21 protein-coding genes, 1 pseudogene and 1 riboswitch are annotated in these 21,989 nt (G+C 72.1%); of the genes and pseudogenes, 12 read left to right on the top strand and 10 right to left on the bottom strand.

Going from position 1 to position 21,989, the window contains the following annotated elements:
• Positions 1–245 precede the first annotated feature (245 nt).
• From ACIQ7Q_RS32415 to ACIQ7Q_RS32425, 3 genes and pseudogenes are all read right to left on the bottom strand, one after another.
• On the bottom strand, positions 246–1,433 hold the full coding sequence (locus tag ACIQ7Q_RS32415; RefSeq protein ID WP_403870159.1) for a thiolase C-terminal domain-containing protein: 1,188 nt from the start codon (positions 1,431–1,433) through the stop codon (positions 246–248).
• 124 nt (positions 1,434–1,557) lie between these two features.
• A complete protein-coding gene (locus tag ACIQ7Q_RS32420) occupies positions 1,558–1,833 on the bottom strand; it encodes a DUF397 domain-containing protein (RefSeq protein WP_403870162.1) in 276 nt (91 codons plus the stop codon).
• Positions 1,793–2,642, bottom strand: a pseudogene (locus ACIQ7Q_RS32425) (helix-turn-helix domain-containing protein). The gene ACIQ7Q_RS32420 and the pseudogene ACIQ7Q_RS32425 overlap by 41 nt, the downstream one beginning before the upstream one ends.
• Positions 2,643–2,793: 151 nt before the next feature.
• Here ACIQ7Q_RS32425 and ACIQ7Q_RS32430 point away from each other — a divergent pair.
• From ACIQ7Q_RS32430 to ACIQ7Q_RS32445, 4 genes are all read left to right on the top strand, one after another.
• On the top strand, positions 2,794–3,450 hold the full coding sequence (locus ACIQ7Q_RS32430) for a class I SAM-dependent methyltransferase (RefSeq protein WP_403870164.1): 657 nt from the start codon (positions 2,794–2,796) through the stop codon (positions 3,448–3,450).
• A gap of 33 nt (positions 3,451–3,483) precedes the next feature.
• Positions 3,484–4,434 (top strand): N-acetylmuramoyl-L-alanine amidase, encoded by a 951-nt coding sequence (locus ACIQ7Q_RS32435; protein WP_403870167.1) that lies wholly within the window; start codon positions 3,484–3,486, stop codon positions 4,432–4,434.
• Between the two features lie 151 nt (positions 4,435–4,585).
• A complete protein-coding gene (locus ACIQ7Q_RS32440; RefSeq protein ID WP_403870170.1) occupies positions 4,586–5,407 on the top strand; it encodes a DUF5336 domain-containing protein in 822 nt (273 codons plus the stop codon).
• Between the two features lie 122 nt (positions 5,408–5,529).
• The gene (locus ACIQ7Q_RS32445) at positions 5,530–6,540 is read left to right on the top strand and encodes an LLM class F420-dependent oxidoreductase (protein WP_403870173.1); all 1,011 of its coding nucleotides are present in this window, start codon (positions 5,530–5,532) and stop codon (positions 6,538–6,540) included.
• Positions 6,541–6,542: 2 nt separating this feature from the next.
• On the opposite strand, the gene ACIQ7Q_RS32450 is transcribed toward ACIQ7Q_RS32445, so the two are convergent.
• Complete coding sequence (locus tag ACIQ7Q_RS32450; RefSeq protein WP_403870176.1) at positions 6,543–7,112, bottom strand: hypothetical protein; 570 nt, start codon at positions 7,110–7,112, stop codon at positions 6,543–6,545.
• A 126-nt stretch (positions 7,113–7,238) separates the two neighbouring features.
• Between ACIQ7Q_RS32450 and ACIQ7Q_RS32455 the strand changes: the two genes are divergently transcribed.
• Positions 7,239–7,532: a hypothetical protein gene (locus ACIQ7Q_RS32455; protein ID WP_356629135.1), complete on the top strand. Its 294-nt coding sequence runs from the start codon at positions 7,239–7,241 to the stop codon at positions 7,530–7,532.
• A 512-nt stretch (positions 7,533–8,044) separates the two neighbouring features.
• Here the strand turns inward: ACIQ7Q_RS32455 and ACIQ7Q_RS32460 are convergent.
• From ACIQ7Q_RS32460 to ACIQ7Q_RS32470, 3 genes are read right to left on the bottom strand one after another with little or no spacing between them, the layout of a single operon-like run.
• Positions 8,045–9,124 carry a prenyltransferase/squalene oxidase repeat-containing protein gene (locus tag ACIQ7Q_RS32460; protein WP_403870179.1) on the bottom strand — a complete coding sequence of 360 codons (1,080 nt, stop codon included), beginning with the start codon at positions 9,122–9,124 and terminating at the stop codon, positions 8,045–8,047.
• A complete protein-coding gene (locus ACIQ7Q_RS32465; protein WP_403870182.1) occupies positions 9,121–9,855 on the bottom strand; it encodes a methyltransferase domain-containing protein in 735 nt (244 codons plus the stop codon). The genes ACIQ7Q_RS32460 and ACIQ7Q_RS32465 overlap by 4 nt, the downstream gene beginning before the upstream one ends.
• 35 nt (positions 9,856–9,890) lie before the next feature.
• Complete coding sequence (locus ACIQ7Q_RS32470; RefSeq protein WP_403870185.1) at positions 9,891–11,219, bottom strand: glycosyltransferase family 4 protein; 1,329 nt, start codon at positions 11,217–11,219, stop codon at positions 9,891–9,893.
• Between the two features lie 177 nt (positions 11,220–11,396).
• Here ACIQ7Q_RS32470 and ACIQ7Q_RS32475 point away from each other — a divergent pair, with 177 nt between their 5' ends.
• Positions 11,397–12,101 carry a TetR family transcriptional regulator gene (locus ACIQ7Q_RS32475; protein ID WP_403870188.1) on the top strand — a complete coding sequence of 235 codons (705 nt, stop codon included), beginning with the start codon at positions 11,397–11,399 and terminating at the stop codon, positions 12,099–12,101.
• Here ACIQ7Q_RS32475 and ACIQ7Q_RS32480 read toward each other — a convergent pair.
• The 3 genes from ACIQ7Q_RS32480 to ACIQ7Q_RS32490 form a co-directional block, all read right to left on the bottom strand.
• Positions 12,098–12,622, bottom strand: a complete 525-nt coding sequence (locus tag ACIQ7Q_RS32480; RefSeq protein WP_403870191.1) for a hypothetical protein — start codon at positions 12,620–12,622, stop codon at positions 12,098–12,100. The genes ACIQ7Q_RS32475 and ACIQ7Q_RS32480 overlap by 4 nt on opposite strands.
• A gap of 91 nt (positions 12,623–12,713) precedes the next feature.
• The gene (locus ACIQ7Q_RS32485; protein ID WP_403870194.1) at positions 12,714–12,947 is read right to left on the bottom strand and encodes a ferredoxin; all 234 of its coding nucleotides are present in this window, start codon (positions 12,945–12,947) and stop codon (positions 12,714–12,716) included.
• Positions 12,947–14,407: an aldehyde dehydrogenase gene (locus ACIQ7Q_RS32490; RefSeq protein ID WP_403870197.1), complete on the bottom strand. Its 1,461-nt coding sequence runs from the start codon at positions 14,405–14,407 to the stop codon at positions 12,947–12,949. The genes ACIQ7Q_RS32485 and ACIQ7Q_RS32490 overlap by 1 nt, the downstream gene beginning before the upstream one ends.
• Positions 14,408–14,487: 80 nt before the next feature.
• Between ACIQ7Q_RS32490 and ACIQ7Q_RS32495 the strand changes: the two genes are divergently transcribed.
• The 6 genes from ACIQ7Q_RS32495 (at position 14,488) to ACIQ7Q_RS32520 (ending at position 21,872) form a co-directional block, all read left to right on the top strand.
• Positions 14,488–15,591 (top strand): MBL fold metallo-hydrolase, encoded by a 1,104-nt coding sequence (locus ACIQ7Q_RS32495; protein ID WP_403870199.1) that lies wholly within the window; start codon positions 14,488–14,490, stop codon positions 15,589–15,591.
• 67 nt (positions 15,592–15,658) lie between these two features.
• Positions 15,659–15,730, top strand: a riboswitch (cobalamin riboswitch).
• Between the two features lie 143 nt (positions 15,731–15,873).
• Positions 15,874–17,115 carry a prenyltransferase/squalene oxidase repeat-containing protein gene (locus ACIQ7Q_RS32500; RefSeq protein WP_403870202.1) on the top strand — a complete coding sequence of 414 codons (1,242 nt, stop codon included), beginning with the start codon at positions 15,874–15,876 and terminating at the stop codon, positions 17,113–17,115.
• The gene (locus ACIQ7Q_RS32505) at positions 17,115–17,756 is read left to right on the top strand and encodes an SCO2322 family protein (RefSeq protein ID WP_403870205.1); all 642 of its coding nucleotides are present in this window, start codon (positions 17,115–17,117) and stop codon (positions 17,754–17,756) included. Before ACIQ7Q_RS32500 ends, ACIQ7Q_RS32505 begins: the two co-directional genes overlap by 1 nt.
• A gap of 149 nt (positions 17,757–17,905) precedes the next feature.
• Complete coding sequence (locus tag ACIQ7Q_RS32510; protein ID WP_403870208.1) at positions 17,906–19,207, top strand: energy-coupling factor transporter transmembrane protein EcfT; 1,302 nt, start codon at positions 17,906–17,908, stop codon at positions 19,205–19,207.
• Positions 19,204–20,958: an ABC transporter ATP-binding protein gene (locus tag ACIQ7Q_RS32515; RefSeq protein WP_403870211.1), complete on the top strand. Its 1,755-nt coding sequence runs from the start codon at positions 19,204–19,206 to the stop codon at positions 20,956–20,958. The genes ACIQ7Q_RS32510 and ACIQ7Q_RS32515 overlap by 4 nt, the downstream gene beginning before the upstream one ends.
• Positions 20,955–21,872 (top strand): ECF transporter S component, encoded by a 918-nt coding sequence (locus tag ACIQ7Q_RS32520; protein ID WP_403870214.1) that lies wholly within the window; start codon positions 20,955–20,957, stop codon positions 21,870–21,872. Before ACIQ7Q_RS32515 ends, ACIQ7Q_RS32520 begins: the two co-directional genes overlap by 4 nt.
• Positions 21,873–21,989: the final 117 nt, after the last annotated feature.

A 21,989-nucleotide genomic window follows, 5' to 3' on the forward strand; every position in this document is an offset into this window, starting at 1 on the left:
GGCTCACAGGGTGTGGGACCAGGGCCGGGGACGTAGGACCGGGCGACAGGCCGAGCCGCATGCCGGTCCCAAAATGCTTTGTTCGCAGCACAGTTGTCATCCACGGCCCGGCTCACGCTGCCCATGGGCAGACGAACAGTGGGACGAAGTCGTACCCGACGAGAGCCTGATGCGGCCCGGCGCGGAGGACCTCTTCGCACGGCTCGGGCTCACCGGGGCGTGTTCGGCACCGAGTAGAGGCGCGCTCAGCGCCGCAGCAGCGTCACCACCGCCGCGCCGCCCAGGCCGATGTTGTGCGCGAGGCCGACCCGGGCGCCCGGGACCTGGCGGGGGCCCGCCTCTTGGCGGAGTTGGCGGACCAGTTCGGCGGCCTGGGCCAGGCCGGTCGCGCCGAGCGGGTGGCCCTTGGAGATCAGGCCGCCGGACGGGTTGACCACCCACCGGCCGCCGTAGGTCGTGGCGCCGCTCTCGACGAGCTTCCCGGACTCGCCGTCCTCGCACATGCCGAGCGCCTCGTAGGTCAGCAGCTCGTTGACGGAGAAGCAGTCGTGGAGTTCGACGACGTCCACGTCCTCGATGCCGAGCCCGGAGCTCTCGTAGACCGCTCGGGCCGCGGCGCGGGACATCGGCCTGCCGACGGCGTCGATGCACGAGCCGGAGGCGAAGGATTCGTCGGTGTCGGTGGTCATGGCCTGGGCGACGATCTCGACTGCCCGGTCGTGGAGGCCGTGCTGCACGACGAAGCGTTCCGAGACGACGACGGCGGCAGCGGCGCCGTCGGAGGTGGGTGAGCACTGGAGCTTGGTCAGCGGGTGGTGGATCGGCCGGGCGGCCAGGATCTCGTCGACCGAGTACACGTCCTGGAACTGGGCGTCCGGGTTGTTCGCCGAGTGCCGGTGGTTCTTGGCCGCGACGGCGGCGAGCTGCGCCGCGGTCGTCCCGTACCGCTCCATGTGCTCGCGGGCCGCGTTGCCGAAGATCTGCGCGGTGGGCGGGGCGGCCTCGAAGCCGTGGCGGGCGGCCATGATCCCGTAGTGGCGGGCGACGGGTGACGTCGCGAAGTCTCCCTGCCCCGACCCGCCGCCGAGCGCTCCGCGCGTCATCTTCTCGAAGCCGAGAGCCAGGACGCAGTCGCTCGCGCCGCCCTCGACGAACTGCCGGGCCAGCATCAGGGCCGTCGCGCCGGTCGCGCAGTTGTTGTTGACGTTGTAGACGGGAACGCCGGTGAGACCGAGCTCGTACGCGGCCCGCTGACCGGCGGTGGAGGCCTGGAAGCAGTAGCCGACGGGCACCTGCTGCACCTGCTCGTACGGAACACCCGCGTCGGCGAGCGCGGCGGCGCCGGCCTCGCGCGCCATGTCCCAGTACTGCCAGTCGCGGGTCTCGGGCTTCTCGAACTTGGTGGTGCCGACGCCGACGATGTACGCCTTCATCTCCAGCACTCCTTGTCTCACGGACAGGCCGAGGACCGGGCGCAACAGAGTAGAACACGTTCTCATCTGACGGAAGGCACGGAGGGTCGGTCTCGCTCTGGCCCCCGCGGACCGCCAGGGTGGGTCAGAGCCGGTTGCCGGCCGCCGCGGCCGTGAACGCAGCGAAGGCGGCCGGGGTGACGGTGAACACCGGACCGGCGGGGTCCTTGGAGTCGCGGACGGCGACGTGGGCTGCGAGATCGGCGACCTCGACGCACTCACCGCCGGTGTCGGAGCTGTACGACGACTTATGCCAAGCGGCGGCGCCGAGGGGGGCGCATTCGATGCACTGCCCGCCGGTGTCGGAGCTGTACGACGACTTACGCCAGCGCACGTCCGTCGGGCTCTGGATGATGTCCATACCGTTCCTCCATTACGCGGGCGATCAGCGCCGCCGAATCGTCCACGGAGAGCGCGGCGGCCTGCAGGTGATCGTAACGGAGTGAACCTTCCCTGATAGCGCTCGGATTGGCCGTCATATGGCCCTGGACGAAGTCCTCTGTGTAGACGAGGTCCGGGTCGTCGTCGAAACGCAGCATCGTGAACGTGCCCGGCAGCCCCGCGTGGGCGCCCGCAGCGAACGGCAGGATCTGCACCTTCACCCAGTCCCGGCCGCGCAGTTCCAACAGGCGGTCGAGTTGTTTCCGCATGACCTCGGGGCCGCCGATCTCCTGATGCAGCACGGCCTCGCTGAGCACCACCCACATCAGCGGCGGAGTCTCGCGATCCAGGATGCGCTGCCGTTCCATCCGGGCGGCCACCCTGGCGTCGAGGTTCTCCTCGGACCTGACCCCCAGGCACCGCACGCGCGTACTCCTCCGTCTGCAACAGCCCGTACACCAACTGCGCCTGGAACGTGGAGAGGTACGCCGCCTTCGCCTCCATCTCCGCATACGCCTGGAACCAGTGCGGGAGTTGGCTGCGCAGCACCAGGCCCACCAGCCGGGAGAACATACCGTCCGTTCCCAGCGCCGCGTCCACCCGTTCGCTGAAGTCCCGCGTGGGCACCTTCTTCGCCGTCTCGATCTGGCCGACCAGCGAGCCGGTGACGAAGATGCACGAGCCCAACTGGCCCTGTTTGAGCCCCGCCTCCTCTCTGCTGCGGCGGAGTTCGGAGCCGTAGTAGTCGAGGGGCGACGCAGAGGGGTCAAGGCCGCGCATGTGCACCATGTCGCCGAGCGTAATCAGAGCTGCACACAGAGGTGGCGTGAACCACTCAACCCGCCCGCCCGCGCCGGAGCTACCGGCGCGTAGGGCACGATGGCCTCTCCATCTGTACGCCCCCTGTCCGCCTCCGTACGCCCCTTCCCAGGAGGTCCCGATGCTCGCCACCCCCACCCCCAGGCCGGAGACCCTCGCCGCCTTCGAGGCCGCCAAGGGCTTCATGCCCGTGAACGAGGGCCTCGCCCTCCACGCGGCCGCGATCGAGGCCGGGGCGCTCGGACTGCCGCTGCTCGAGGTGGGGACGTACTGCGGGCGCTCGACGATCCTGCTGGCGGACGCCGCCCGCGAGGCCGGCACCGTCGTCGTGACCGTCGACCACCACCGGGGCAGCGAGGAGCAGCAGCCGGGCTGGGAGTACCACGACCCGACGGTCGTGGACCCCGAGGTCGGCCGGATGGACACGCTGCCCACCTTCCGCCGGACCCTGCACAAGGCGGGCCTGGAGGACCACGTGATCGCCGTCGTCGGGCGTTCACCGCAGGTGGCGAAGGTGTGGGGCGGCGAGGTCGGGCTGGTCTTCGTCGACGGCGGCCACACCGACGAGCACGCGACCAACGACTACGAGGGCTGGGCCCCGCGCGTGGCCGTGGGCGGGCTGCTCGTCATCCACGACGTCTTCCCCGACCCGGTGGACGAGTGGACCGGCCAGGCCCCGTACCGCATCTATCAGCGCGCACTCGCGTCGGGGGCGTTCAGCGAGATTTCCGTCACGGACTCGCTGCGTGTCCTGCGACGCACGGGCGCGGGCGTCTGAGCAGCGGGCCGGCCGACCGCTAGCATCGCGAGCGTGTCGTACGACGAGAACCAGCATCACGATCCCCGGCCACGCCGTTCCCGGCGCGGTGTTTTCGCCGTCGTGGCGGGCGCCGCACTGGTGGCGGGCGGCCTGGGCGGGTGGCTGGTCCAGCGGGCCGACGACGGACCCGGGGGCGACGCCCCCGCGGGGTCCGCCACCAGTGCGGGCAAGCCGGGCGACTCCCCGACGCCCACGCCGTCCCGGTCCGAGACCCTCGCACCCCCCACCTCCTCGCCCGCGCCGTCGAAGTCGCCCGCGAAACCGGATCTGCCGCTCGCCGGGAAGGTCGTCGTCGTGGACCCGGGGCACAACCCGGGGAACTTCTCGCACAGCCGCGAGATCAACAAGCAGGTGGACATCGGAACCAACCGCAAGGAATGCGACACGACGGGGACCGCCACCAACGCCGGTTACCGTGAAGCCGATTTCACCTTGGATGTTTCACGTCGCCTTCGCACTCTGCTCGAAAAGCAGGGCGCCGAGGTCGAATTCACGCAGGACAACGACCGGCCGTTCGGCCCGTGCATCGACGAACGGGCACGATTCGGCAACGAAGCGAAGGCCGACGCCGTCGTCTCGATCCACGCCGACGGCTCGGCGGTCGGCAACCGCGGATTCCACGTGATCCTCCCCGATCGGGTCAAGGCGGGCGCCGCCGACACCTCGAAGATCGTGGGTCCCTCCCGCGACCTCGGCGAGCGGATCGCGGGCAAGTTCCTGCGGGCGACCGGAAGCTCGCCGTCCAACTACGTGGGCGGCGGCACCGGCCTCGACGTGCGCAAGGATCTCGGCGGACTCAACCTTTCGACCGTGCCGAAGGTCTTCATCGAATGCGGCAACATGCGCGATCCTGAGGACGTCGCTCTGCTCACCAGCGCGAGCTGGCGGCAGAAGGCGGCGCAGGGAATGGCCGACGGCATCAGCAGCTACCTGCAGCGGTGAGTGCGATACCGGGCAGACGTCCGGAACCGGCAGACGATAGATTCATCTCTACGATGGGGAGTCACCCCCGAGCTCCGCGTCAGTGCACACCGCCGAACAAGGCGGCAGCGAAGACCGCCCCGATGATGAGACGACGACGAAGGACTTTTACGTGAACATCCGCTCCCTCACTCGAGGCGACGGCGTGGTGATCGGAGCAGCGGTGGTGCTGTTCATCGCCTCGTTCCTCAGCTTCGTGAGCGTCGACTGCCCGAGCGGCGTCGACTGCGACGCGATGAACGCCTGGGACTCGCTCTCCACAGTGATGTCCATCTACATCGGCGGGATCATCGGCGCTGCGCTGCTGATCCTCAGCCGCAGCATGCCGGGCCGCAAGGTCGCCGGTCTGGACCTGGGCCAGTTCGGTGTGGCCCTCACCATCTTCGCGCTGTGGGCGATGTTCTGGACGATCATCGACATGAACAGCGCGGGCGCCGGCGCCATCCTGGGCCTGCTCGCCACGATCGCCCTCGCGGGCGGCGCGATCGCCACTCCGCTGGTCCCGGCGCTGAAGGCCCCGCTGGTCGGCGCGCCGCGCCCGGCCGCGGTTCAGCAGCCGTACGGCATGCAGCCGCAGCCGCAGGGTGGCTACGGCTACCCGGGTGCCGGCGCCGGTCAGCCGTCGTACGGCGGTCAGCCCGGTCAGCCGCAGCCCTACGGCGCGCAGCAGCCTCAGGCCGCCGGCCAGCCGGCCGCGGCCACCCCGGCCGACGCCGCCCAGAGCGGCGCGCCGTCGGACTTCACGCCGTTCTGGTTCGCCGTTCCGGTGGCTCGTCCGCTGTACGGCGAGGACGGTTCGCCGACGCCGATTGCCGAGCTGGCGCCCGGCACTTGGTACCTCGCGGTGGAGCAGCGCGGTCCGAGCCTGGTGGCCCAGACGCAGGACGGCCGTCGTGGCGTCCTGCAGGACACGTCGGGCATCCAGCGCGGCTGATCCCCCGCTCGTACACCGCACGGCCCCTCGCCCTTCCGGGTGGGGGGCCGTTGCCGTACCCTCACGCCCCGTCAGGACTCTGACGCTCCGTCAGAATCAGCGCTCGGGAAGGACGGCCCGGCATGCGACTCGGACTCGCCCTCGGCTACTGGGGCCGCGGCCCCGACCCCGGCCACCTCGATCTGGCCCGCGAGGCGGAGCGGCTGGGCTACGACTCGGTGTGGACGGCGGAGGCTTGGGGGTCGGACGCGTTCACCGCGCTCACCTGGATCGCGGCGCACACGTCCCGCATCCGGCTCGGCACGGCCGTGGCGCAGATGGCGGCGCGGACGCCGACCGCGACGGCGATGCACGCGCTGACCCTGGACCACCTTTCGGGCGGCCGGATGATGCTGGGGCTGGGCCTGTCGGGGCCGCAGGTGGTGGAGGGATGGTACGGCCGGCCCTTCCCGAGGAGCCCGCTCACCGCGACGCGGGAGTACGTCGACGTGATCCGCCAGGTCCTGGCGCGCAAGGGGCCCGTGGAACTCGCGGGCCGCTTCCACGCACACCCGTACGGGGGCGACGACGGAACGGGCACCGGGAAGCCGCTCAAGGTGATCACGCATCCCCTGCGCGCGGACCTGCCCGTCCTGCTGGGCGCGGAGGGGCCGAAGAACATCGCGCAGACGACCCGTATCGCCGACGGCTGGCTCCCCCTGTACTGGTCGCCGACGCGCACGGACGTCCACCGGGCGTCGTTGGCGGACGCGCCGGACGGTTTCATGGTCGCGCCGATGGCCCGCGCCCGGGTCTGCGACGACATCGCGGAAGGGCTGCTGCCGGTGAAGGCGATGCTCGGCTTCTACATCGGCGGCATGGGGCACGCGGCGCGCAACTTCCACGCCGACCTCATGGCCCGGATGGGCTTCGAGGACGAGGCCCGCCGGATCCAGGAACTCTTCCTGGCGGGGCGGCGGGAGGAGGCGGTACTCGCCGTGCCGGACGACTTCGCGGACGAGATCTCGCTCGTCGGCCCTCGTGAACGGATCGCGGAACGGCTGGATCTGTGGCGCTCGGGCCCGGTCACGGACCTGCTCGTCACGGCGCCGGACCCTCACACGCTGCGGGTACTGGCCGAACTGAACGCATAGCTCTACCCACCCAGTTGGGATACCGAGGGGACCTTGTCGGTGACCGGAGCGCCGGCGCTCCTGCCCGCGTCCTTCACGTCGGTGATGACCGACTCGAAACTGCTGACGTCCTTGTCGCTGACGTTGCCGTCGCGCAGCTTGGTCCCCATGTCCTTGAGCTTCTCGATGCCCTCGTCGAGCGGGGCGACCGCCTTCGACAGCAGCGGGTCGCCCTTGGCGTTCTGCACGGCCGCCTTGAGCCGGTTGTACGTGAACGCCCCTGCCAGACCCGCCTTGGCGAGCGCGAACGTCCGACCCTCGGCGCCCTGTTTGAACTTGCCCTCGCGGTACGGCTTCACGATCCACTGGTACGTCGCCCCGGCGGCGAGACCGGCGTTGGCGACGAAACGGGTCTTGGCGAACTTCTGCTTCTCGGCGGACGACGAGCCCGACGGCGTCGCCTGTGCGCTGCCCGCCTCGTCGCCGCCCCCGCCGCACGCCACGGCGGAGCCGAGGAGGGCGCAGCACAGGAGCAGCGCGAGGAGGGCGCGGCGTATCGGACCGGTCGGTGTCGTGTGGGTGGCGGCGGTCACGGCGGCCTCCAAGGACGCTGCGAGCAGGCGGACAGACGCCTTCGACACTCTCTCCGGCTCGGCGGGGCGGCCATCGGTGTTCACCCGAACGGGTTTCACACGGGCACAAGCGGCAAGACGCTGAGCATGACAACACGCGCGAGCACCAACACCACTACCGCGGCGAGAATCGTCGCCGTCATCGCGGACGTCATGGCCTTCGTCATCGGCCTGTGGATCCTCATGTACCTGCTGGACGCCAACCGTGCGAACGACCTCGTGGAATTCGTCCGCGAGACGGCACGGTGGCTGGCCGGCTGGTCACACGACCTGTTCACCTTCGACAAGGAATGGGCGCGGGTGGTCGCGGGCTACGGCCTGGCGGCGATCGTGTACCTCTTCGTGGGCCACGCGGCGGCGGGCGCGCTGCGCCGCCGCTAGCCCGCGCGCAGCGCGGTGTATTCCGGGGGCTCCGCCCCCGGACCCCCGCGCCTCAATCGCCGGCGAGGCTGGAACGTGCCCGCTCGTCAGGGCGCTGCCGTGAGCCCCGCGCCTCAAGCTCCCCCTACGCCTGGCGGCCGTGCGAGGTACCCCGGACGAGGCTGAATGCGCCCCGGGCGATGGCACCGGACGGGCCGCCGGACGGGCCGGAACGTGCCCGCTCGTCAGGGCGCCGCCGCGAACCCCGCCCTCGAACGCCGGCGGGGCTGGGTGTGCCGGTCGTGTCAGGGCTCCGCCCCGAACCCGGCGCCTCGAACGCCGGCGGGGCTGGGACTTGCCCCCGACGGGGCTGGATTTCGCGGAGCGAAATCAGCCCGTCCGGCGATTGAGGACACCGCGCGGAGCGCGGTACCGGGTCCGGGGATTGCCCGCCACGCGGCGGAGCCGCATATCGATACAGCGGGAAGGGGCGGGGTGGGGGAACAGCCCCGCAGGGCCGCGACCCCACCCCCTCACTCCACCCCGCAGCAGTCCGGCGCCAGCCCCCTCGGCAGACGCTCGCCCCCGAACACCGCCGTCGTCGCCTCGTCGCCACCCAGCGCCGCCACCGCCAGCAGCAGCGAGCCCGCCGTCCACGTCGTCAGTTCCTCCGGCCACACCGCGCGCTCGCCCTCGAAGACGTAGCCCGTCCAGTACAGGCCGCCCTCGGCGCGGAGGTGCTGGATGGACTGGAGGACCTCCAGCGCCCGATCCGACTCGCCCATGACCCACAGAGCGAGCGCCAGTTCGCAGCTCTCGCCGCCCGTCACCCAAGGGTTCGGCAGCACGCACCGCACGCCCAGGTCCGGCACGACGAAGTCGTCCCAGCGGGACTCGATACGGGCCTTGGCCTCCGCGCCGGTCACCGCGCCGCCCAGGACCGGGTAGTACCAGTCCATGGAGTAGCGGTCCTTGTCGAGGAAACGCTCGGGGTGGCGGCGGATCGCATGGGCCAGCGCGCCGGCGGCGAGTTCCCAGTCGGGCTGGGGCTCCTCGCGCTGCTCGGCGATGGCGAGCGCGCAACGCAGCGCGTGATGGATCGACGAACTGCCCGTCAGCAGCGCGTCGTTCACCGCCGTCCCGTCCGGCTCTCGCTTCCAGCCGATCTGGCCGCCTGGCTGCTGCAGCCCCAGCACGAACTCGATCGCGGCGTACACGACCGGCCACATCCGCTCGAGGAAGACCTCGTCGCCGGTGGCGAGATGGTGGTGCCAGACGCCGACTGCGATGTAGGCGCAGAAGTTGCTCTCGCGGCCACGGTCGGTGACGTCGTCCGCGTCGCCGTCGTGGTAGGCGGCGTACCAGGAGCCGTCGCCGTTCTGGTGCGCGGCCAGCCACTCGTACGCGCGTGCCGCCGCCTCGTGCTCGCCCGCCGCGTCGAGCGCCATCGCTGCCTCGGTGTGGTCCCACGGGTCGAGGTGGTGGCCCCGGAACCACGGGATGGCGCCGTCGGGGCGCTGCGCTGCGAGGAGGCGCGCGACGGTCTCCCCGGCCTCCTCCGCGCTCAGGACCCCGGGCAGGACAAGGTGTTCTGTGCGTCCGGGAGTCGTCACGCCTGGACGACCTTGGGCAGGTGCGGCTTGGTCGCGTAGGCCACGAAGCTCTTGCCGATGAGCGGGTTCAGCGCCTGCTCCGCGACCCGCGTGGCCAGCGGCTTCTTCATGATGTCCCAGACAAGGAGCTTGTGGTACGCCTTCACCGGCAGCGCCTTGTCGTTGTCCACGCCGAAGGCGCACTTGAGCCACCAGTACGGCGAGTGCAGAGCATGCGCGTGGTGGGTGCCGTACGGCTTGAGACCGGCCTGCTTCATCTTGGCGAGCAGTTCGTCGGCCCGGTAGATGCGGATGTGGCCGCCCTCGACCTCGTGGTAGGCGTCGCTGAGCGCCCAGCAGATCTTCTCGGGGCCGTAGCGCGGCACGGTGACGGCGATACGGCCGCCGGGCTTGAGGACGCGGACCATCTCGGCGAGCACACCCTTGTCGTCGGGGATGTGCTCCATCACCTCGGAGATGATGACGACGTCGAACGACTCGTCCGGGAAGGGCAGGTTGAGCGCGTCACCCTCCATCGCGGTGGCCGACGCGCCCTCGGGGGCCTCGCCGGCCTCCTTCATGGCGGCGAACCATGTGGCGACCTCGCGGATCTCCTCGCCGTTCTGGTCCAGGGCCACGACCTGCGCGCCGCGCCGGTAGCACTCGAAGGCGTGCCGGCCTGCGCCACAGCCCAGATCGAGCACACGATCGCCCGGGGCGAGCGGAAAGCGGGAGAAGTCGACGGTCAGCACGGGGGTCTGCCTTCCTGGGGGCTGTGCGTTGGGGTTCAGTGGGTGCGTACGGAGGCGGCGGAAGCCGCCGCGATCGCCTCGCGGTAGCGCTCGGCCGTGCCGATCGCGGCCTGCTTCCAGGTGAAGCGCGCCAGCACCCGCGCCCGGCCCGCGGCCCCCAGCCTGGCCCTCAGGTCCGGGTCGCCGAGGAGCCGGCGCAGGGCGGCGGCGAGGGCCTCCGCGTCGCCGGGCGGTACGGCGAGACAGGTCTCGCCGTCCGGGCCTGCGACCTCCGGGATCGCGCCGCCGGTGGTGGCGACCAGCGGCGTGCCGGTGGCCATGGCCTCCGCGGCGGGCAGCGAGAAGCCCTCGTACAGGGAGGGCACGCAGGCGATCTGGGCGCTGCGTACGAGGTCGACCAGTTCGGTGTCGGTGATGCCCTTCACGAACCGGATCGCGTTCTCGAGCCCGTACCGCTCGATGAGTTGGGCCACGGGGCCGTCCTCCGCGCGCTTGCCGACGACGACGAGGTGGGCGTCCGGGTTCTCGGTGCGCAGTTTGGCGAGTGCTTCCACGAGGTGGACGAGACCCTTGAGGGGGACGTCGGCGCTGGAGGTGGTGACGATCCGGCCGGGGACCTCGGCGACCGCCGGGTCCGGCGAGAAGAGGTCGGTGTCGGCACCGATGTGGACGACGTGGACGCGCTCGCGCCGTACGCCGAGGTGGTCGACGATCTCCTGCTGCGAGGAGCCCGACACGGTGAGCACGGACGGCAGCCGGCGCGCGACCCGCTTCTGCATCCGGGTGAAGCCGTACCACCGGCGCACGGACGCGCGGCGCTTCCAGCCGCCGGCGGCGTCGAGGTCCAGCTGCCGGTCGACGGTGATCGGGTGGTGGATGGTGGTGACGAGGGGGGCGCCGAGGTCGCCGAGGAGGCCGTAGCCGAGGGTCTGGTTGTCGTGGACGACGTCGAACTCGCCGCGGCGGGCCAGCAGATGGCGGCGGGCGCGCAGGGAGAAGGTGAGCGGCTCGGGGAAGCCGCCGGTCCACATGGTGGCGACCTCGACGGCGTCTATCCAGTCGCGGTACTCGTCGCGCCCCGGCGTACGGAAGGGGTCGGGGCTGCGGTACAGGTCGAGGCTGGCCAGCTCGGTGAGCGGCACGCCCTCGTCGAGGACGGGGTAGGGCTGGGCGCCGATGACCTCGACGCGGTGGCCGAGGCGGGCGAGCTCACGGGACAGGTGCCGTACGTAGACGCCCTGACCGCCGCAGAACGGGTTCCCTTTGTACGTGAGGAGAGCGATCCGCAGCGGTGCGTCATCACCCTCCGCGCTCGTGCCGGACGTGCCCGCACGGGGGCCGGCCTCTATGGCCTCTGCGGTCACCCGTGGCCCCCTTCTCACTGCGTTTCGGCGGAGCGTAATCGGTCGCGCTAATCTAGAACAAGTTTCAGACTTGATCGTTCAAGGAGCTTCGAATCTACCGGGCGGTAGCGCAACTGTGACCGGCGGATCAGGTGATTCCCGCCACGGCGGGCACGTGAAGGACGGACAACGGGACTGATGACAGCGGAAGGCAGGTCGGGGGCGCCGGCGGGCCCCGCGTCGCCGCATCTCACCGAGCGGCAGGAGGCGCGCCGCCGCCGCATCCTTCACGCGAGCGCGCAGCTGGCGAGCCGGGGCGGCTTCGACGCGGTGCAGATGCGCGAGGTCGCCGAGTCCTCGAGCGTCGCGCTCGGCACGCTGTACCGCTATTTCCCCTCCAAGATCCATCTGCTGGTGGCGACCATGCAGGACCAGCTCCAGCACATGCACCAGACGCTGCGCAAACGCCCGCCGGGCGGGGACAGCGCGGCGGACCGGGTGGCGGAGACACTGATGCGGGCGTTCCGTGCGCTGCAACGCGAACCGCATCTTGCGGACGCGATGGTGCGGGCGCTGACCTTCGCGGACCGCAGCGTCAGCCCCGAGGTGGACACCGTCTCGCGCCAGACGACGGCGATCATCCTGGACGCGATGGGGCTCGAGAACCCGACGCCCGAGCAGCTCTCCGCGGTCCGGGTCATCGAGCACACCTGGCACTCGGCGCTGATCACGTGGCTGTCGGGGCGGGCGTCGATCGCACAGGTGAAGATCGACATCGAGACGGTCTGCCGTCTCATCGACCTGACCGCGCCGAAGGCTCCGCCGGGCCCGGCCGCACCGCAGAGGCGACGCGGCCGGCCACACACCTGCGGGCGCGAGCAGGACCCGAACGAAAGACCCTAGGAGTCCTTGTTCTTCTCGAGGTCCTCGCGGAAGAGCTTCTCGCACGCGGGGCCGTTGTCGGTCGCGATGAACTGGACCATCACGAAGGTGCCCTTCTGGCCCTGGTGGCTCGCCTTCAGCGTCCAGCCGTTCCTGTCCAGCGACTTGATGGTCGAGCCCTGCTGCTCGAAGTCCTGGGACTCCTTCCAGCCGCCCTTGGTGAGGGTCGCGACCGTGTCGTCGTAGGACTTCTTCGAGTCGGTGGCCTTCTCCGCGTCCGGCTGCCAGGAGATCATGCAGTCCTTGAGGGCCGGCGGGATGTCGTCGTCGCCCGGCTTCTCGGTGAAGCCGGCCGCCGTTGCCGCGTCCGCGATCTCCTTGGTGACGGTCGCGGAGTCCAGGCTGCCGCCGGCCTCCGCGGGCGCGGCGGAGGACGATCCGTCCGCGCTGCCCTTGCCCTCGTCCGAGCCGCCCTCGCCGCCGCAGCCGGCCACCAGCAGCACCACACCGGCAGCCGCAGCCGCCCAACTCGCCTTGCGCACAGATTTCCCAATCCCACGTGCGCGCGGGCCTGTCGCCCGCGCGGTCAAGGGAGCAGTCTTGCACGGCAGTTGCGTGCGGCATTCGCGACAGCTAATCCTCTGGTGGGAAAACCGGCTCGCCGCTGTCCGCCAGAGTCAGCGTGATCGCCTCGACGGGGCAGTTCTCCGCCGCCGCGAGGAGCTGCTCCCCTGCGGCGGCCACTTCGGCGCGGGCGTGCGACTGGCGGGCGGAGTCGAGCTCGAAGACGGTCGGCGCCTGGCCCACGCACATGCCGGAGCCGATGCACACACTGCGGTCCACTTCGATGTGCCAGCGGTCTCCCATCAGGCGCTCCCGTATCCGTTGGGCAGGTGGATCATCTTGTGCTCGAAGTACGCGCCGTAGCCCTCGGGGCCGAACTCGCGGCCCACGCCGCTGTTCTTGTAGCCGCCGAACGGGCCGAGCATGTCGAGGCTGAAGGTGTTGACGTTGTACGTGCCCGTCCGCACGCGGCGTGCGAAGTCGATGCCGTGCTCGACGTCGGCGGTCCAGACGCTGCCGCTCAGGCCGTAGTCGGAGTCGTTCGCGATCGCGGCGGCCTCGGCCTCGTCGCCGTAGGGCAGCAGGCAGATCACCGGTCCGAAGATCTCCTCGCGGGCGATGCGCATGGAGTTGTCCACGCCGCCGAAGAGGGTCGGTTCGACGTACCAGCCGCGCTCGAGGCCGGCCGGGCGCCCGCCCCCGCACAGGATCTTGGCGCCCTCTTCCTGGCCGATGCCGATGTAGTCGAGGGAGCGTTGCTGCTGGCGCCGGGTGACGAGGGGGCCGACCTGGGTCGCCGCGTCGAGGGGGTCGCCGACGACAAGGGCGGACGCCGCGGCGGCGAAGGCTTCCGCGATCTCGTCGTAGCGGCTGCGCGGCGCGAGGATGCGGGTCTGCGCCACGCAGGCCTGGCCGTTGTTCAACCAGGCCGCCGGGACGATCCCGGCGATCGCGGTGGCCAGGTCGGCGTCGGGAAGGATCACGGCCGCCGACTTGCCGCCGAGCTCCAGCGTGACCCGGGTGAGGTTGCAGGAGGCGACCTCCATGACCCTCTTGCCGGCCGCGACGGAGCCGGTGAAGGAGACCTTGTCGACTCCGGGGTGTCCGACCAGGTACTCGCTGGTCTCGCGGTCCGCGGGCAGTATCGACAGCACCCCCTCCGGCAGCCCGGCCTCCCGCGCGATCTCGCCGAGGATGTACGCGTCGAGGGGCGACTCGGGCGACGGCTTGAGGATCGCGGTGCATCCGGCGAGCAGCGCGGGCCCGAGCTTGGCGGCGGCCGTGAACTGCGGGACGTTCCACGGCACGACAGCCGCGACGACACCGGCCGGCTCGCGCCGCACCAGGATGGGGCCGAGGACGCCGGTGCGCTGCTCCTCGTAGGTGAAGTCGCGGGCGACGGCGATCGCGGAGTCCCACACCATCATCGCGCCGAGCGCCTGCGCGAGGACGCTCCACGCGTACGGTGAGCCGTTCTGCGCGCTGATGGACCGGGCGATCTCCTCGTGCCGTACGGCGATCGCGTCCTTGATGCGCCCCACGACCTCGATGCGCTCGTGGAGCGTCATCCGGGGCCAGGGTCCTTCGTCGAAGGCCCGGCCCGCCGCGGCCACCGCCCGGTCCACGTCGGCGCGCGAGGCGTGCGGGACACGTCCGATGACCTGCTCGCTGTGCGGGGAGATCACCTCGATGACGTCCGTGCCGAGCGGGGCCGTCAGCTCGCCGCCGATGAACAGTTCTCCGTGTTCCACAAGCTCGGTCATGACTGCTGCCTCCCGCCGGGCCGCACTATCTGACACAGTTTCAGAACTGATACCAGTTCTCATTACAGGGAGCAATGGGCATGCCGTCGACCAAAGATGAGGCACCGGGCGATGTCCCGGCTCCGCACGTGAGCGACCACGGGGGTGGCGTCCGCTCCCTGCGCGTCCCCATCCCGGATAACCCCCTCGGCCACACCCTCGTGTACCTCCTCGACACCGACCGTGGGCCGGTGCTCGTCGACACCGGCTGGGACGACCCCACCTCCTGGGAGATCCTCACAGCCGGACTGGCCGCCTGCGGCACGTCCGCCGCGCAGATCCACGGCGTCGTCGTCACCCACCACCACCCCGACCACCACGGCCTGTCCGGCCGCGTCCGTGAGGAGTCCGGAGCGTGGATCGCGATGCACGCCGCCGACACCACGGTCGTACGCCGCACCCGGGAGGCGGAGCCGGGGCTCTGGCTCGACTACCTCGCGGGCAAACTCGAGCGCGCCGGGGCGCCCGAAGCGCACATCGCCCCGCTGCGCGCCGCACGCGCCTCCGGCGGCGGTGGCGGCCTGCCCGGTCTGCGCCCCGCACTGCCCGACCGGGAGATCGTCCCCGGCGAGCTGCTCGACCTCGCGGGCCGTCGGCTGCGGGCCGTCTGGACGCCCGGCCACACCCCCGGCCACGTCTGCCTCCACCTGGAGGAGGCTCACCCGGCGGGCCACCCCGGCAACGGCCGCCTCTTCTCCGGCGACCACCTCCTGCCCGGGATCACTCCCCACATCGGCCTCTACGAGGACCCCGACGACGCCACCGTCACCGACCCTCCCCCAGTCTTCGACCGGGGGGACCCCCTTGGCGACTACCTCGACTCCCTGGAACGCGTCGGCCGCCTCTCCCCCGCCGAGATCCTCCCCGCGCACCAGCACGCCTTCACCGGAGCGGAAGACCGGGTACGGGAACTGCTCGCCCACCACGAGCAGCGGCTGTCCGGACTGCTGGCACTGCTCGCGGAGCCGCTCACGGCCTGGCAGGTCGCCGAGCGGATGGAGTGGAACAGGCCCTGGGACCAGATCCCGTACGGCTCGCGCAACATCGCCGTCTCCGAGGCCGAGGCCCATCTGCGGCGGCTGGTGAAACTGGGCCGTGCCGAGGTGGCCGCGGGCGGGGAGCCGGCCCGGTACGTGGCGGTGTGACCTGCGCCCCGCCGCCCGCAGGTGCCCGGCCGGTAGAGTGGCGACGTCGTCATCATTGCCCGTACGGGGGGAAGCCGGTGCGAATCCGGCACTGATCCCGCAGCCGTGAGCCACCGCCGTGTGGTGAGTCGGAATGCCCCGTACGCGGTCGTGACCGGCTCGTGTCACCGGCAGCCCGCCGGTGACCGGCACCGTCGAGGCATACGGAGCCGGAGCCCAGGTGCCTGAGCGTGCCCGTGCCCGGATCCCGCCGGGAGTACCGCAGGAAAGGCACAGCCCGCCATGACCACCCTTCGCCGCGGCGCAGCCGCGCTCGTCGTGACCGCCGTGCTCGGCCTGTACGCCGCGCCCGCCGCCTTCGCGGCACCGTCCCCGTCACCGTCCGCCGAACTGCCCGCCGGCCTGTACGGCAAAGGCGACCCGACGTACGACGGTGTATGGCGGCAGTCGCTGGCGCTGCTCGCCCAGGACACGGTCGGAGTCGAACCCGCGGACGAGGCCGTCGGCTTCCTCACCGGGCAGCAGTGCGCGAGCGGCGGCTTCCCCTCGTACCGCGCGGACGCGACGAAGTCCTGCGACGCCGAGCTGCCGCTGGACACCAACACCAGCGCCGCCGCCGTCCAGGCGCTGGCCGCGCTCGGCGGGCAGGACGCCGTCGTGAAGAAGACCGTCGGCTGGTTGAAGTCCGTGCAGAACAAGGACGGCGGCTGGGGCTACAACCCGGGCGGCGCCAGCGACGCCAACTCCACGTCCGTCGTGATCGGCGCGCTCGCCGCGGCCGGCGAGAAGCCGGCCGGCACCCGCGCCAAGGGCGGCAAGACCCCTTACGACGCGCTGCTGACGTTCGCGAAGCCGTGCGACGGCAAGGGCGGCGGCGCGTTCGTCTACCAGGTCAAGTCGCCCGGCATCGTCGCCGACTCCACCGCGGCGGCCGTGCTCGCCTCGCACGGCAAGGGCTTCGCGGCCACCGGCGACGGCGCGAAGAAGGACGAGAAGGGCACGGCCTGCGAGAAGGCGACGACGCTCGAGGGCGCGGCGCACAACGGTGCGGCGTTCCTCGCGAACGGGCTCGCGAAGAAGGGCCACTTCGACACCCCGCCGATGCCGGGCGCTGACGACTCGTCCCCCAAGCCGGACTTCGGCAACACCGCCGACGCGGTCGTCGCCCTGTCGGCGCAGGGCCTGCCCGGGCAGGCGGCGAAGCCGCTCGAGTGGCTGCAGCAGAACGCCTCGGCGTGGGCGAAGGAGAACGGCCCCGCCGCCTACGCCCAGCTGATCTTCGCCGCACGAGCGGTCGGCGCGGACCCGAAGCAGTTCGGCGGCACGGACCTGGTGGCCGCGCTGGGCGCGACGGGCCCGGCGCCGAAGGCGGCCGCCTCCACCGGCCCGGCGGACAACACCGACGCACAGGAGGACAAGTCCTCCGACTCCTCCTCCACGACCTGGTGGATCGTGGGCGTGTTCTTCGTGGCCGCCGTGGGTGTCGGTTTCCTCTTCAGCGGCCGCCGGAAGAACCAGAACTGATGCGCACCCGCTTCCTCGTCCTCCTCGGGCTCGGCGCCCTGCTCGCCGTGCTGGGCGCGGCGCCCGCGCAGGCCGCCGGCTACCGCTACTGGTCGTACTGGCAGAGCAGCGGCGGCGCCTGGACGTACGCCACCGAGGGCCCTGCCACGGCCAGGCCCGCCGACGGGTCCGTGAACGGCTTCCGCTTCTCGGTCAGCGAGGACAGCGCCGACTCGGCGAAGCCGCGTACGGCACCGGACTTCGACGCGATCTGCGCGAAGACTCCGGCGAAGGACGGCACGAAGCGGATCGCACTCGTCGTCGACCCGGGCACGGCGTCCGACGCCCCGCAGGGCGAGACGCCGCCCGCCCAGCGCACGGCATGCGCGCAGGTCAGTGCCGATGCGACGACGGCGGAGGCGCTCGCCCGGACGGCGAAGCCCCTGCGCTACAACAGCCAGGCGCTGCTGTGCGCGATCGAGGGCTACCCGGCGTCGGGCTGCGGCGAACAGGTCTCGAAGAGCGCGCCCAAGGCGCGGAGCGCCGAGGGGGCGGGGACGGAGGACGACGGCGGCCCGTCCGTGGGCGTCTTCGCGGGCATCGTGGCGGTACTGGCACTGGGCGCGGCGGGAACATGGCAGGCCCGCCGCCGACCCCGATGACCCCGCACGACCGGGCCACCCCCGCCCCGCCGAGGCCCGGCGCACAGGACCCTGCCCCCGACCACCGGGCACATCAGGCCCCACCGGCGACCCCGGTGAAACCGAAGCCCCCTCATGCCCCCGCCGACCCGGCGACTTCGACGGCCCCGATGACCCAACCCGACCCGGCCCAACACACCCCCGCCCCGGCGCGGGGGTGCGGGGGCGGAGCCCCCGAGCACCGCGCGAAGCGCGGTACCGGGTCCGGGCGGAGCCCAGTTCGGGAAGGGGCGGGTAGGGGAACAGCCCCGCGCAGCGGCCCCGTTCCCCACCGCCGCGACCCTCTCGGCGCGCTCCGCGCGCCCACCGCCACCCGCAGCAACGCTCTGCACGCCGGCGCCTGGTGGCTGTGGGCCCTCGGCCTCGCCGTCGCCGCGTCCCGTACCACCAACCCCCTCCTCCTCGGGCTGCTCGTCGGCGTCGCCGGCTACGTCGTCGCCGCGCGCCGCACCGACGCGCCCTGGGCCCGCTCCTACGGGGCGTTCGTGAAGCTCGGGCTCGTCGTCATCGCCGTGCGCGTCGTGTTCTCCACCGCCCTCGGCTCCCCCATCGCCGGTACGCACGTCCTCTTCGCCCTGCCCGAAGTTCCCATGCCCGACTGGGCGGACGGCATCCGCATCGGCGGACGCGTCTTCGCCGAGCAGCTCGTGTTCGCCGTGTACGACGGCGCGAAGCTCGCGACGCTCCTCATCTGCGTCGGCGCCGCCAACGCGCTCGCCAACCCCGCACGGCTCCTCAAGTCGCTGCCCGGCGCGTTGTACGAGGCGGGCGTCGCCGTTGTCGTCGCCATGACGTTCGCGCCGAACATGGTCGCGGACGTGCTCAGGCTCCGTACGGCCCGTCGTCTGCGCGGCCGCCCCACCGGCGGTGTCAAGGCGGTGGCCCAGATCGGACTGCCGGTGCTGGAAGGCGCATTGGAGCGGTCGGTCGCGGTCGCCGCGTCCATGGACGCCCGCGGGTACGGGCGTACCGCCGACGTCCCGCCCGCCGTGCGCCGCACGACGACCGTGCTCACGCTGGGCGGGCTGCTGGGCGTGTGCGTCGGTTCGTACGCGCTGCTCGATTCGACCGGTTCGGCCTACGGGGTGCCGCTGCTCGCGGTCGGGCTGATCGCGGCAGCCGCGGGCCTGTGGCTGGGCGGTCGGCGTTCCGTCCGTACCCGGTACCGCCCCGACCGCTGGGGCGCTCGCGCCTGGCTGGTGGCCGGCTCGGGGGCGGCCGTCGCCGGGTTGATGGTCTGGGCGGCGGCGCGTTCGCCGGAGGCGCTGCACCCAGGCGTCGTACCGCTGACCGCGCCCGCGCTGCCGCTGTGGCCCGCGCTGTCCGTGCTGATCGGGCTGCTTCCGGCGTTCGTCGCGCCCGTTCCCCCAGCCGTTCCTCGCCCTGTTCCTCATGAGGAGTCGACCCCGTGATCCGCTTCGAGAACGTCTCCGTGGCGTACGGCGACGCCGCCGCGCCGACGCTGGAGAACGTCGACCTCACCGTCCCCGAAGGGGAACTGGTGCTGCTCGTCGGCCCGTCCGGAGTCGGCAAGTCGACACTGCTGGGCGCGGTGTCCGGGCTCGTCCCGCACTTCACGGGCGGCACACTGCGCGGCCGCGTCACTGTGGACGGGCGTGACACGCGCACCCACAAGCCGCGTGAACTGGCGGATCTCGTCGGCACGGTGGGCCAGGACCCGCTCGCGCACTTCGTCACCGACACGGTGGAGGACGAACTCGCCTACGGCATGGAGTCCTTGGGGCTCGCGCCCGAGGTGATGCGCCGGCGGGTGGAGGAGACGCTGGACCTGCTGGGCCTGGCGGAACTCCGCGACCGGCCGCTCGCGACGCTGTCCGGGGGCCAGCAGCAGCGTGTCGCGATCGGCTCCGTACTGACCCCCCACCCGAAGGTCCTCGTCCTCGACGAGCCGACGTCGGCGCTGGACCCGGCGGCGGCGGAGGAAGTCCTGGCGGTGCTTCAGCGCCTCGTCCACGACCTGGGCACGACGGTGCTGATGGCGGAACACCGCCTCGAGCGGGTCGTGCAGTACGCGGACCGGGTCGTGCTCCTGCCCGCGCGCGGCGCGCGTGCGGTGATCGGCGATCCGGCCACGGTGATGTCCGACTCGCCGGTCCACCCGCCGGTGGTGGCGCTGGCGCGGCTGGCGGGATGGACGCCGGTGCCCCTGTCGGTGCGGGACGCACGGCGGCGCGCGGGGGCACTGCGGGAGCGGCTGGAGGGCGTTTCGCCCCGTACGCCCGCGCCTCGCACACCGGCAGTGTCGACGCCGTCGGCCCGTCCGGCGGTCGCGGGCAGCGGGGTGGACAGGGGAACGCGCGGCGGCCCCGCCCGCCGCATGCTCGCCCGCTTCCGCGGCCACGCCGCCGCGACCGTCACCGACACCCCCTCCGCCACGTCCCACGGCATCGCCACGACCGCCCGCCTCGGGGTCCGGCGGGCCGGTGTCGACGCCCTCCGGGGCATCGACCTCACCGTCTCCGCCGGCGAGACCATCGCGCTCATGGGCCGTAACGGCGCAGGCAAGTCCACCCTTCTCGGCGCCCTCGTCGGCATGATCGAGCCCACGGCCGGCACGGTGACCGTGGGCGGCCGGACACCCCACCGGACGCAGCCTCGCGAGATGGTCCGCCAGGTCGGCCTCGTCCCGCAGGAGCCCCGCGACCTCCTCTACGCCGACACCGTCGCCGCAGAGTGCGCCGCCGCCGACTCCGACGCGCAGGCCGCGCCCGGCACCTGCCGCGCGCTGGTCACACGACTCCTCCCCGGCGTTCAGGACGCGACCCACCCCCGGGACCTGTCCGAGGGTCAGCGCCTGGCGCTCGCGCTGGCGATCGTCCTGACGGGCCGGCCGCCGCTCCTGCTGCTCGACGAGCCGACCCGGGGCCTCGACTACGCGGCGAAGGCCAGGCTGGTGGAGGTGCTCCAGGGCCTCGCCGGCGACGGGCACGCCATCGTCCTGGCCACGCACGACGTGGAGCTCGCGGCCGAGCTCGCGCACCGGGTGGTGATCCTGGCCGAAGGCGAGGTCGTCGCCGACGGGCCGACGGCCGAGGTCGTGGTCTCGTCGCCCGCGTTCGCCCCCCAGGTCGCCAAGGTTCTCGCGCCGCAGCAGTGGCTGACGGTGTCCCAGGTCGAGGCCGCCGTGGAGGCGGCCACATGAGGAACGCGGCACGCCCGGAAAAGAACAGCCCTGTGAAAAGCAGCCCGGCGTACAACGCGGCCCGCCCCGTCGCTCTCGGCCCCCGTTCCGTCGCCGCCCTCGTCCTCATCAGCGGCGTGGGAGTGGTGTTCTTCGGCTGGCCGCTGCTCGCCGAACCGCAGTCCGGCCTCGCGCACGCCGGCGACGCGCCGTGGTTGTTCGCCGCGCTGCTCCCTCTCCTCGTGGCCGTCGTCGTCGCGACGATCGCCGACACCGGCATGGACGCCAAGGCGGTGGCGATGCTGGGCGTGCTCGCCGCGGTGGGGGCGGCGCTGAGACCGCTGGGGGCGGGGACGGCCGGCCTGGAGCCCATGTTCTTCCTCATGGTGCTGAGCGGCCGCGTCCTCGGGCCGGGCTTCGGTTTTGTGCTCGGCTCGGTGACGATGTTCGCGTCCGCGCTGCTGACGGGCGGCGTCGGGCCGTGGATGCCGTTCCAGATGCTGGCCATGGGCTGGTTCACGATGGGCGCGGGTCTGCTGCCGGGGCCGCACCGGCTCCGGGGGAGGGCGGAGCTGCTGATGCTCGCCGGGTACGGGGCGCTCGCGGCGTTCGCGTACGGCACGGTCATGAACCTCCACGGCTGGACGCTCATCTCCGGCATGTCGTCCGGGATCTCCTTCCATGCCGGCGACCCGCTCCACGAGAACCTGGTGCGGTTCGTCGCCTACTGTGCCGCCACGTCCCTCGGCTGGGACCTCGGCCGCGCAGTCCTCACCGTCGTGCTGACGCTCACGCTCGGCGCGACGCTCCTCAAAGCGCTGCGCCGGGCGACACGGCGGGCCGCCTTCGAGGCGCAGGTCACGTTCGAGGCACCGCAGGAGCCTCACGCCCGTAAGGCGCCCCACAGGCCCGTAGACCCGTACGAAGCCCTTTAGGACGGCCGAGGGGTGGCACAACCCGTCTGCGTGGCTCTGCCCTGCGGACTCAGCGGCCGTCAAGCCCCGGGACATGTCCCCCCGGTGCGACGGCGACCAGTAATGCCCGGCCCCCCA

It is taken from the genome of Streptomyces sp. NPDC096176 (genome assembly GCF_044763255.1).
Lineage (GTDB): Bacteria > Actinomycetota > Actinomycetes > Streptomycetales > Streptomycetaceae > Streptomyces.

Excerpts from the sequence above, each read along its gene's own strand:
- ACIQ7Q_RS32415 (WP_403870159.1), bottom strand. The coding sequence starts at position 1,433 with ATGAAGGCGTACATCGTCGGCGTCGGCACCACCAAGTTCGAGAAGCCC.
- ACIQ7Q_RS32420 (WP_403870162.1), bottom strand. The coding sequence starts at position 1,833 with ATGGACATCATCCAGAGCCCGACGGACGTGCGCTGGCGTAAGTCGTCG.
- ACIQ7Q_RS32430 (WP_403870164.1), top strand. The coding sequence starts at position 2,794 with ATGCTCGCCACCCCCACCCCCAGGCCGGAGACCCTCGCCGCCTTCGAG.
- ACIQ7Q_RS32445 (WP_403870173.1), top strand. The coding sequence starts at position 5,530 with ATGCGACTCGGACTCGCCCTCGGCTACTGGGGCCGCGGCCCCGACCCC.
- ACIQ7Q_RS32455 (WP_356629135.1), top strand. The coding sequence starts at position 7,239 with ATGACAACACGCGCGAGCACCAACACCACTACCGCGGCGAGAATCGTC.
- ACIQ7Q_RS32475 (WP_403870188.1), top strand. The coding sequence starts at position 11,397 with ATGACAGCGGAAGGCAGGTCGGGGGCGCCGGCGGGCCCCGCGTCGCCG.
- ACIQ7Q_RS32485 (WP_403870194.1), bottom strand. The coding sequence starts at position 12,947 with ATGGGAGACCGCTGGCACATCGAAGTGGACCGCAGTGTGTGCATCGGC.
- ACIQ7Q_RS32490 (WP_403870197.1), bottom strand. The coding sequence starts at position 14,407 with ATGACCGAGCTTGTGGAACACGGAGAACTGTTCATCGGCGGCGAGCTG.
- ACIQ7Q_RS32495 (WP_403870199.1), top strand. The coding sequence starts at position 14,488 with ATGCCGTCGACCAAAGATGAGGCACCGGGCGATGTCCCGGCTCCGCAC.
- ACIQ7Q_RS32500 (WP_403870202.1), top strand. The coding sequence starts at position 15,874 with ATGACCACCCTTCGCCGCGGCGCAGCCGCGCTCGTCGTGACCGCCGTG.
- ACIQ7Q_RS32505 (WP_403870205.1), top strand. The coding sequence starts at position 17,115 with ATGCGCACCCGCTTCCTCGTCCTCCTCGGGCTCGGCGCCCTGCTCGCC.
- ACIQ7Q_RS32510 (WP_403870208.1), top strand. The coding sequence starts at position 17,906 with ATGACCCAACCCGACCCGGCCCAACACACCCCCGCCCCGGCGCGGGGG.
- ACIQ7Q_RS32520 (WP_403870214.1), top strand. The coding sequence starts at position 20,955 with ATGAGGAACGCGGCACGCCCGGAAAAGAACAGCCCTGTGAAAAGCAGC.